The following is an 11,786-nucleotide window of genomic DNA, read 5'->3' as shown; positions in this document are numbered from 1 at the left end:
TGGATATTATATTCCTAGCACTTCAATGACACTACTAACACTCTACCTACACATGATGCTATAGCACATAAATGAAAGCATACTAATTTTTATGGTACACTAACTTAATATTTCCTTACTAAATAACTATGCAAGTTTCAGAAAAACAACTATCATTTCAATATTTAAAAAAACCTACAAATATTTTTTAATCACCAATTTTACACATTTAACACACGTATACTAATATTACCAAGAATACTAATCTCATATAGCACCACTAACACTCTACCTCTACATGCTACAACATCTTATGAACATTACAAAAATAGAAAGCACACTGATTTTTAGGGCACATTACTATAAAATTCCCTTTTGAAACACTACATAAGCTACAAAAACAACTGTGTTTTTTACTCTACAGAGAAATTATAATCTCATCAACCAATCATCATATTTATTATGGATATAATTCCACAACATTCCATACATCCATATTACTACTTCTAGTATATTGATATCTAGTGTGTATTCTATTTAAACCCTCCTGCCAGAATTCCATCAATATTGGCACAACCACCATCCCAACCCAATAATTTGGCCTAGGTATCGACTTCCCATGAAACTCCGCTGTCATCTTTTCTATTGATTTAAGAAAATCTGCCCTATCTTCTAATACACTTGACTGTTTAGAACACCACGCACCTATTTGACTACCAATAGGCCTAGACGCATAATATTCATCCGTATCCTGATAAGACAGTATTTTTACTTCACCTTCAATCCTAACTTGCTTAGCAATATAGCTCCAATCAAAAACTAAAGCAGCAAAAGGATTTTCTGTTATTTCCCTGCCTTTACGACTATTTATATTTGTAAAAAATACAAAACCTTGATCACTGTGCTTTTTCAATAGAACAACCCTTGCTGAAGGTTTCAAATCCTTACTACAAGTAGCAAGCACCATTGCTGTAGGATCTTTACCTTTTAAAGGAAAGGCCAATATCTCATTATACCATAAATCAAATAATTCAATCGGATCCTTCTTAATCATATTCTACCTTCAACATTAATTCAAACAAATATAGCAATTAATGTTTATATTACATGCATCACAAGACTACATTACTTGGTTTAACAAAACTACCTAAAAGTATTATATAAATATTCTTATCTATAAAATATGTCAAAACACTAATTCTCTTATAGTACACTAATAAAAATTCTCAATCTTAGAGAGATATATTTTCAAGATGTTAGTACATTCCTAGCACAAAAATTATGTTACCAGAACAAAAAATATAGTTAAATAAGCCCTACCAAATATAAAATACTCACATTCACACCAATTTCTACTACATTTCATACTTACTGATACAGTAACTAAATGATACAGCTCATTCCACAAAATCCTACCAACATATGCTTTAACTACAATAACATTACTATAGCTTAAAAGCATATAACACACTTTTTTAAAATTTACATAAAACTATAAATTCTTAATTTTCTCATCACCAAGTAGCATATCACAAAAATCATTTATATTCTTTTCATTTTCTTGCAAAATCTTTTGTGCATCCCTTTTGAGATTTTTTATACTCCCAGGAGAAGCATCATCAAAATCACATGAAGAATACGTTATATCACCAGAAATTCTATAATATGAATCCTCTCCTTTTACAATCCTAGCCATTTGGTAATCTACAGCTTCTAAACCAGCATCAATAATAACACATAGTATCTTACGTGACCAATATAATAAAGAATTTTGCAAATCTGCAAAACTTTGACCAACAGTACCACACCCAATAGATAAGCAGCATATCTTTTCATTTGGATATAATACTTGTGCTGCAGCATATGCTGCTATTATAGGATTATTACAAACAATTGCACTATCTACTAATAACTGCTTCTGATTATCCATAATCATCTTTTTTGGAGTAAAATAAGTAGGTGCAGCTACAGCAGCCCTAGTGATATCACATACTTTTATGCTACTATATTTATCTATCCAACTTCTAAACATTACAGTTTGATTAGAACATAAATCATAACTTGGAACAATAAAATCCGTCATTAAGTCCTTCATTGAAATATCACCAAATATTTCTTGAAGTATTGCATTCAAATTTTTATCAGAGTATTTAGGACCAAAAACTAATGATAAAGCATTTCTTACAGTAGAATTACAAAAAATCTTACCCGCATACATCAACATTAGCTCTAACAAATCACATGCACTATATCTTGGAGTACCATCAGCATTCTTTATACAAAGTGCACCACCTATAAGACTGCCAACTGAACTACCAGATACCAAATCAAATATTTTACATAATGGTTTATTTATTCTTTTTTCCATCTCTTGCAATATGGTTGCAGCAACTATACCTCTAACTCCTCCACCATCTACTGATAACACATACTTAGTCATTACTACCCCCTATTTTTAGAATTATCTCACTATATATTAATTATATTAGATTTTAAACAATACAGAAAATACAGCTAATATATACAACTTTTTATTGTATATATCAGTAGCATAGTTACTTTTTGTAAATCATTTAACTTATATTATTCCATACTTAAAATAATCTCAAGATAACCTTTGCATAGCCAATGTCCAACACAACATTATAGCAATTTTCTTATATTTTTAGTTATTTTTACAATATCTATTGTCTTTTCAACTAATCACTAACAATGAGATAAAAAACACATTTATCTAAATAAATTTTATATTAGTAATAAAATATACAGAAGTTTATCCGCAACATTAATTAGAAACTCGGGAAAGTCTATCAGTTATGAATTTTGTACTTAATTTTATACACACATTATTTATACTATGATCCAGCCCAGAAATAGCATGACCTTCCACAGGTATATTGTTGTTAGACAAAAACTCAATAGCATCATCAAAAAATGAAAACGGTAATACCTGATCATCTGTACCATGAATAACACAAACATCAGGTTTTACATTTATCCTATATTTTAAGTAATTTGGACATATTATAGCACCTGAATAAGATATAACAGAAGCACATTTTCTTTTTCTCAACAATGCTATATGTACTGCTAACATTGCACCCTGAGAAAATCCAGCCAAAACCAACTTATCATCGGTTAAACCAGTATTTTTCAATTGCAAATCTATAAAATTATTAACAATTAAGGCTGTTTTTTCCATATCAGAAAATATAACATCTTCAGAACAATCACGCCTATTAAACCATGCATAACCTGTATTTTCATATTTTAGAGCATTAGGAGCAACAAAATAAGCATTAGGTAATAGTTCACTCATTAAATGACCAACCGACATTATACTATCACCAGTTGCACCTCTCCCATGTAATAATACAACTAAAATATCAGCAGAATTACCAGAAATGAAACTTGGTCCATCAATAACTATACTCATTATGTTACCCACATCACAACAAACATAAACTAAAATATACATAATCCCTTGTAAAAACAACTAGATAGTATCAGAGACGTCATAACTATTCCTATATAACACACACTTAATATTACATTCCAATACCTACACTTACAATGCACTAGCAAAATGTGAATTTTACATAACATTCTTGAATATAACAATACCAATAGATATCAAAATAATTATTTATTCATAAGTGCAACATGATAATTGAATCAGTCCATATAATAACTTATTCAAAAAGATATAAACAATTGTACAAAAACTTAAATATCATTGTAATTTTGAATCATTTACAAGATAATGTACCAATATTCATAATTAGATAAATAACAATATGAAAAATCCTTTATGGGGAGGAAGATTTACTACATCCTCTAGTGATATTATGAAAAAGATTAATGAATCAATATCATTTGATAAAACATTGTACGAAGAAGATATAGCAGGATCAATAGCACACTGCAAAATGCTAATTAATCAAAAAATCATCAATAAATACGAAGGGCAACTTATCATTCACGGATTAGAGGTGATACAAAATCAAATTTCATCTGGTGCTTTAGAGTTTAGCATTGATCTAGAAGACATACACATGAACATAGAACATAATCTAAAAAAAATGATAGGGAATATTGCAGGAAAATTGCATACCGCAAGATCACGTAATGATCAAGTTGCAACAGACTTTAAACTTTGGATACGTAAATCAATAGTAAAAATAGAACATTACTTACATGAATTACAAGAAACCATCATTAATATGGCTGAATTGCATTACGATACCATCATGCCAGGATTTACACATTTACAAATTGCCCAACCTGTAACATTAGGTCATCACTTAATGGCATATTTTGAAATGTTTAAAAGAGATTTCTCACGTTACCAAGATTTATACAAACGCATGAATCAATGTCCTTTAGGATCTGCAGCATTAGCAGGAACATCTTTTCCAATAGATAGACACTTTGTTGCACAAGAACTAGGATTCTACAGTCCAACAGAAAATTCCATAGATGCTGTATCAGATAGAGACTATGCCATTGAATTCTTATCAAATGCTTCAATTTGCATAATGCATTTATCAAGATTAGCAGAAGAGATTATACTATGGTGCAGTTATAACTTCAAATTTATAACACTTTCTGACAATATCACAACTGGTAGTTCAATAATGCCACAAAAGAAGAACCCAGATGCAGCAGAGCTTATCAGAGGCAAAACTGGAAGAATTTTTGCATCGTTAAACCAAATATTAGTAGTCATGAAAGGATTACCGTTAGCATATAGCAAAGATATGCAAGAAGATAAGGAAGCAGTATTTGACGCTGCAAACAATTTAATGTTATGCATAGAAGCAATGAATAACATGCTAACTAACATAATAATTAATAAAAACAACATGCTAAAAGCAGCAGAGCATGATTATTCAACAGCAACAGACCTTGCAGACTGGTTAGTAAAAAATCTTAATCTCTCATTTAGAGAGTCTCACGAAATGACTGGCCAAATAGTTAGGCTTGCTGAACACAACCAATGTAAATTACATGAATTAACATTAGAACAAATAAAAACAATTATTCCCACCATAAATGAAACTGTATTTTCAGTATTATCAGTAGAAAATTCAGTTGCTAGCAGAACCAGCTATGGAGGCACTGCACCTACTAATGTAATGGAAGCAATAAAGAAAGGTAAAGCATACCTTAGCAACATTAAATGCTCACAATAGACAAAAACAATGTATAATTGCTTCATAACATGACAGCAAACCAATCTTATCACTATGTAGACTACAAACTTATCATGATGCACTAAGTTACAAAAAATAATCAATTATGTAGTTGTATAACCAATATATTTATCAATATACTTATGATACTCTCATTTACAAAAAATCACCACTTTTATACATTACATATCATAAAAACAATTAATGAACTTAATTAATACGAACTCATTACATATTCACATTGAAGCCACATTCTTTAATATATAAAAACCATATCATTAGTAAAATTAATTTCATTTCTACAAATTATGATAAAAAAAGATATATCTATATTTAAACCGGCAACTATTCTTACAACTCCATTAGCACTCTTAGCATACTTCTATTTATATCTTTATGTTTAACACACCAATATTTCATAACCTAGTAATCAAGTATATACCCTCAATCAGAATACCATTTGATACTCAATTCCAATAAAACTATAACCTAACTAGATTAATAATTTATAGATTAACTACACTGATAACTTTCATTTGTAAACACACACACTAGCTTTATCAAATAGACATCTTACTTTATATACAACAATGTATTTTTCAAAAATTCACTACTTCTTGTTAAATATAGTATTGCTTAACAACTTCTTACAAATAAGAACATTACTTTTTGTTCACAAGTAGTATATGTATAACACTGTGATCTTCATGAGAAATACTATTAACGCAATTATTTTTTATGTTATCTACAACATTAGCTAATAATATTCCATTTAAATGATCAAGTTCATGTTGTATACATCTAGAAAGCCACCCATATACTCTAACAACACATTCATTGCCTAATAAATCTGTATATTTAAAATCCATATGTCTTGGTCTTGTAATATTAATCAATCCATAAGATTTAGCTGAAGAACAACCTTCAAATAAATCAACAGTTTCAGCAGAAAAACTAAGAACTTCAGGATTTATACACACCATATTTTTACCATGTAAAGAATGGTGTCCAGATAAAACCTTTATATCCTGTGTAACATCAAACAATCCACTAAACATATTTATAGTAAACATTCTACTATGATTACCAAGTTGCACTGCAGATAATCCTACAGTCTTACTATGCTCCATAACTTTCATCATATCATTAGCTAACGCTATAATTTCTTGATCTATCTTCTCAATAGGATGAGATATAGCATGCAAGTTTCGTAAATCTTGAGCATTATCAACAGATAAGATATTCATATTATATTCCCCTCAACTTTTAGTATAAGCAATTTACAGTATAATTCTATATATTTCATTATCTTAACAGTTGTTATACACATTTATTAGTTATACAAGTAGTATTTTTATAAAAAACTGATATAATCAGTGCATATGTGTATCAACTAATCATTAAGTATTGTGTCATTTAAACAGATATTCACTAACCCACTGTTTTGCATACCACCAGAAATTGCGCATAAAATAGCAATCTTTGCATTAAAAAACAATTTTATTCCTGTAAAGAAAGTTGATATTCCAAGGTCACTTAACATTCGAGCCTTTAACAAGTTCATTAGAACTCCCATAGGCGTAGCAGCTGGATTTGACAAGAACGCAGAAGTAATACAACCTTTACTTTCTAATGGGTTTGGTTTTGTCGAAGTTGGAACAGTCACAAAACATCCACAAATAGGTAATAAAAAACCACGTGTACATAGGCTAATCAATGAAGAAGCAATAATTAATAGTATGGGCTTTAATAATAAAGGAGTAGATTTTTTAATAAAGAAAGTAGACAATATCGAACTTAACCACTGCATATTTGGTATAAATATAGGATTTAACAAAAAATCAAAAAATCCTATTCAAGATTATTTTGACCTAGTACAGAAAGTCTATGGTTTAAGTAATTACATTACACTTAACATATCATCTCCTAATACTCCAGGGTTACACGAATTTCAAAAACAAGATTTATTATCAGAACTACTAACAGCTATATCTCAAGTCCGTAAGTCAGCAGATTATGCAGAATCCATACCTATAATGTTAAAAATCTCACCAGACATTAATGATAACACAAAGCAAGATATTGTAGATTTAGCACTACAATATAAAATCAGTGGATTAATCATAAGCAATACTTCATTACAGCATCAAAAACTACTCAATACACACATAAATATAAGAGGAGGATTAAGCGGGAGACCACTTTTTGATTTATCAACACAAGTACTATCTGAAATATACCACATTTCCCAAGGCAAACTTTTATTAATAGGATGTGGTGGAGTAAGTAGTGGATATCATGCATATGAAAAAATAAAAGCCGGTGCATCTCTAATACAGTTATACACTGCCATAGTGTACAACGGATTCAACATAGCTAATAAAATCAGCTTAGAATTAGCTGAACTCCTAGCTGCAGATGGATTCACTAAAGTAAGTGACGCAATAGGATATAACCATTAATAGAAAAAGATGTTAATAGCAATAGATGTAGGAAACACAAATATAAAATTTGCAATCTGTACAAGCAACAGAATACTCAAAATAATAAGAATAGCTTCACAAATAGCAAAAACAGCAGATCAATATTTTTTTTATTTAAATAACACAATAAATCAATTAAATGTAGATTATAAAAACATAAATAATATTATTATATCAAGTGTAGTACCAAGCATCACACAACCAATGCTAGAATTAAGTAAAAACTATTTCAATATAAATCCTACAATACTAGATAACAATCACGCAGATATTTTCAACATTAAGATAAATCTACAAAATAAAACATTAGGATCAGACAGATTAGCAGACATAATCGCAGCAAGTAATATATATCCTAACAAAGACTTATTAATAATAGGGATGGGAACTGCAACAGTATTTAACTTACTTAATAAAGATAAATGCATATATGGACAAGTAATAGCACCTGGAGCACATATTCTGGCAAAAAGTATGAGACAATTTACTGCACTATTACCAGAGGTATTAGTATCAAAACAAGATAAAGTAGTACATAATAATATATACTATGCTATGGAATCAGGAGTGTATTGGGGATATATAACAATGGTGAATGGAATGACTGAAAAAATCATCAAAGAAGAAAAAAAAGATCTACATGTAATAGCAACAGGAGGAAACTCTCACTTATTCTTTGATCATAAAACTGCTATTAATAACATTGAAACAGACCTAACTATCAAAGGTATTTTATATTTACACAATATGCTATCTAATAACAAAGCTAAAATAACATTTGATTAAAAATTGATTTTCATAACTACAATATTACAGAAGCAGTAACATATTATTTAAAAAATTAAAAAGCCTGCCAAAGTAATAATATGAGGAAAAACAGTTATCACCTAAATGAAAACTACAAATATGTAAAAAAATGTAAATAGTAAACACATAGAATTTTCTCATAAAGCTAGAGTAAAAACTAGCTAGTAGTAATCTACACTTTTTAGACTTACTATTCGTATTTACATATAAATTCACATACAAATTATAACTAAACTTATTGATTAAACGAATAAGTTCAGACATAATTTTAGGATTCAGCAGTAATCATTACTTAATTCAAATATCCTCTCACACCCTGTAACAGCACATAAGACTAGCAAATTAATAAGATAACAAAATTTGCATAACCTGTTACTTTAGCATCATCAGACTTTGAAAGAAATATTATCCTAAAGCTAAGCATTGTATTCATCTACTCATAGAAAAACACATGTTATTACAATATAAGAAAACTTCTAACCTAACATATGATAAATACCATTTACAATATTACCTGAATACTATCTAATTCAAGGTCCAAAAGAAGCATTATCCTGAAGCTAAACCTTATATTTACTTACCAATCGTAAAACACATGTTATAACAATACCAGCAGACTTGTAACTTAACATATGATAGATACCATTTACAATATCACCTGAATACTATCTAATTCAAGGTCCAAAAGAAGCATTATCCTGAAGCTAAACCTTATATCTACTTACCAATCGTAAAACACATGTTATCGCAATACCAGCAGACTCGTCACTTAATATATGATAGATACCATTTACAATATCACCTGAACACTATCCAATTCAAGCCCAAAAGAAGCATTATCCTGAAGCTAACCCTTATATTTACTTACCAATCGTAAAACACATGTTATAACAATACCAGCAGACTTGTAACTTAATATACGATAGATACCATTTACAATATTACCTGAATACTATCTAATTCAAGGTCCAAAAGAAGCATTATCCTGAATCTAAACCTTATATTTACTTACCAATTGTAAAACACATGTTATCGCAATACCAGCAGACTTGTAACTTAACATATGATAAATACCATTACAATATTACCTGAACACTATCCAATTCAAGGTCCAAAAGAAGCATTATCCTGAAGCTAAACCTTATATTTACTTACCAATCGTAAAACACATGTTATCGCAATACCAGCAGACTTGTAACTTAATATATGATAGATACCATTTACAATATCACCTGAACACTATCCAATTCAAGGTCTAAAAGAAGCATTATCCTGAAGCTAAACCTTATATCTACTTACCAATCGTAAAACACATGTTATCGCAATACCAGCAGACTTGTCACTTAATATATGATAGATACCATTTACAATATCACCTGAACACTATCCAATTCAAGCCCAAAAGAAGCATTATACTCAAAAATTTTGTACCCATTTACCACTGGTAAAGCACATCTTAAAGAAACTTCTATCCTAATAAATACATCACTTATGTTATCTTAGCACCATACAATACAAAACTTTAAAAGTAAGAATTAACAATACCCTGCATCCCCATTTATTCATTACAAAACTAACCACTATGTTCACGTAAGATTAACACAATATCAAGAACATTAATGCTAGTTTTCAGCTCTTAACATATAAAATCTAATTAAACCATCAATACTAACTATCTCATCTCGAAAAAATTATCATAATTTTAATATCAAACAAAACTACATAAATAAAAATGAAAAAATTTACAACAGCCGTAATAAACTACCAATACCATTGAAGTTTTTATCGCACAGTATTTTTACACAAAGACCAGAACTATAACTAAATTCACTAACTTAGAAATCTATTGAATGCTAATTTAACAAAATGCAAAACTACAAAATCATAATTTTTAAGAAACACTATTACTACAATCACATTTAGATATACTTGCAGATGCCTTTTTAATCATTTCAGTTACGCTTGGACTTACATGCAATAATATATTTGACAAAGTTACTTTATCAATATTATGCGCTATTGACATTAGTGAATTTATATCCAATAACCCAAATATTTCCGCAGCTAATTCAACAGGCATATTTTCATATATTTTTACTAAACTGTGTATTCTTTCTTTGTTATCATCAACCTTAATTAATGATGCTAATACTTTCTTCACATTTTCTAAGTATAAAATCTGCTCATTATTGTGTTTTTCAATATCTCTTAACAAAATTTCTTTATTCTTTAAGCTCTCTTCTTGCTTTAACAAATGATAATACCAATCTTGCAAATCTATAATGGATATAGTACTACTATCTACCTGAACTAAGCTTATTTTATTCTTTAAATCTTTAGAAAAATTATCACTACTTTTAACAAACGTAACACTATCTAACAAATTAAACTCTACAACTTTATCATCACTAATGCTATAGGCACCATGCAATAAAACTCCAGTTATAAAGAATATTAACACTACATTAATCACATAAATCACTTGCATACTATCAATAAACTATTATACAGTGTTCTCAGAATTGAGTATGTTATAATAAAACACTATAGTGATTTAGCAATAAATAATTATAATGTTTTGTGCTAACATTACTTATAATCAAATACTTTAATAATAAAAAGCGGTGAAGAAATTTTTTATATTATTCATATTTTGGTTAATTTTATCAGGATATTTCGATTTATTTTTCATAACATTAGGTGCTGTAAGCTGCATAACTACATTAGTCATAACAAGAATCCTAAAGAATGCTATACCATTAAATGAGAATTATACTTACTACCAACCAAGAACTCATACATTTATATTGCACCTTTTATCTTATTTTGCATGGCTTATTCAACAAGCCATATTATCTAACATACATATAATAAAAAAAGTATGGAACTTTAGAACAAACATTAATCCACCAATTTTCAAAGTAATACAAAGCAAACAAACTACAGGTTTAAATGCACTAATAGTTGCAAATTCCATAACATTTACTCCCGGCACAGTAAGCATAGATGTTACAGACACTACACCATATAAAATAACAGTCTTAGCTATAGATCAAGAATCGATGTCTGGTGTAGTAGATATTGACAATAAAGTTATAACTTTATAACTTTTCCTAAAAATTACTACTACAAGTTTAGAATTTTCTTATAATTACAAACTATAAAACTAAAGTATTGTATTGATAAAAATCAACATATCACAACAAAAACAACCTATTCGAAAACTTTTCTAATAAATTTCACTATAAAATAACCATAAACCACTATTTACTCGCACAAATACTTTTTGAATTAATAACTCATATCTTAAAAATCAAAGTTC

The 11,786-nt window shown here is 28.9% G+C and carries 9 protein-coding genes; 4 read left to right on the top strand and 5 right to left on the bottom strand.

Translation table 11 applies throughout. The annotated features are described in order from the left end of the window. Positions 1–439: 439 nt before the first annotated feature. From pdxH to DRF75_RS03485, 3 genes are all read right to left on the bottom strand, one after another. Positions 440–1,033 (bottom strand): pyridoxamine 5'-phosphate oxidase, encoded by a 594-nt coding sequence (gene pdxH / locus DRF75_RS03495; protein ID WP_045170834.1) that lies wholly within the window; start codon positions 1,031–1,033, stop codon positions 440–442. Positions 1,034–1,471: 438 nt separating this feature from the next. Next, a complete protein-coding gene (locus tag DRF75_RS03490; protein ID WP_129992658.1) occupies positions 1,472–2,419 on the bottom strand; it encodes a patatin-like phospholipase family protein in 948 nt (315 codons plus the stop codon). 345 nt (positions 2,420–2,764) lie between these two features. Continuing rightward, positions 2,765–3,415, bottom strand: coding sequence for an alpha/beta hydrolase (locus DRF75_RS03485; protein ID WP_045170853.1), 651 nt, complete (start codon positions 3,413–3,415; stop codon positions 2,765–2,767). Between the two features lie 361 nt (positions 3,416–3,776). Here DRF75_RS03485 and argH point away from each other — a divergent pair, with 361 nt between their 5' ends. Continuing rightward, positions 3,777–5,174, top strand: a complete 1,398-nt coding sequence (gene argH / locus DRF75_RS03480; protein ID WP_129992657.1) for an argininosuccinate lyase — start codon at positions 3,777–3,779, stop codon at positions 5,172–5,174. 662 nt (positions 5,175–5,836) lie between these two features. Here the strand turns inward: argH and DRF75_RS03475 are convergent. Further along, on the bottom strand, positions 5,837–6,421 hold the full coding sequence (locus tag DRF75_RS03475) for a peptide deformylase (RefSeq protein ID WP_045170830.1): 585 nt from the start codon (positions 6,419–6,421) through the stop codon (positions 5,837–5,839). Positions 6,422–6,583: 162 nt separating this feature from the next. Here DRF75_RS03475 and DRF75_RS03470 point away from each other — a divergent pair, with 162 nt between their 5' ends. Together DRF75_RS03470 and DRF75_RS03465 are read left to right on the top strand one after the other, a co-directional pair. Further along, on the top strand, positions 6,584–7,636 hold the full coding sequence (locus DRF75_RS03470; RefSeq protein WP_240729891.1) for a quinone-dependent dihydroorotate dehydrogenase: 1,053 nt from the start codon (positions 6,584–6,586) through the stop codon (positions 7,634–7,636). 9 nt (positions 7,637–7,645) lie between these two features. Continuing rightward, the gene (locus DRF75_RS03465; protein ID WP_045170829.1) at positions 7,646–8,443 is read left to right on the top strand and encodes a type III pantothenate kinase; all 798 of its coding nucleotides are present in this window, start codon (positions 7,646–7,648) and stop codon (positions 8,441–8,443) included. 1,912 nt (positions 8,444–10,355) lie between these two features. On the opposite strand, the gene DRF75_RS03460 is transcribed toward DRF75_RS03465, so the two are convergent. Next, positions 10,356–10,937, bottom strand: coding sequence for a MotE family protein (locus tag DRF75_RS03460; RefSeq protein WP_240729890.1), 582 nt, complete (start codon positions 10,935–10,937; stop codon positions 10,356–10,358). 151 nt (positions 10,938–11,088) lie between these two features. Here DRF75_RS03460 and DRF75_RS03455 point away from each other — a divergent pair, with 151 nt between their 5' ends. Beyond that, positions 11,089–11,571 (top strand): Na+/H+ antiporter subunit E, encoded by a 483-nt coding sequence (locus DRF75_RS03455; protein ID WP_045170827.1) that lies wholly within the window; start codon positions 11,089–11,091, stop codon positions 11,569–11,571. The last annotated feature ends 215 nt before the right edge of the window (positions 11,572–11,786 follow it).

The organism is Ehrlichia minasensis (assembly GCF_004181775.1).
In the GTDB taxonomy this organism is placed as follows: Bacteria; Pseudomonadota; Alphaproteobacteria; order Rickettsiales; family Anaplasmataceae; genus Ehrlichia; species Ehrlichia minasensis.
Note: the sequence above shows the minus strand (reverse complement) of the source record. Positions and strands in the feature narration are given on the sequence as shown.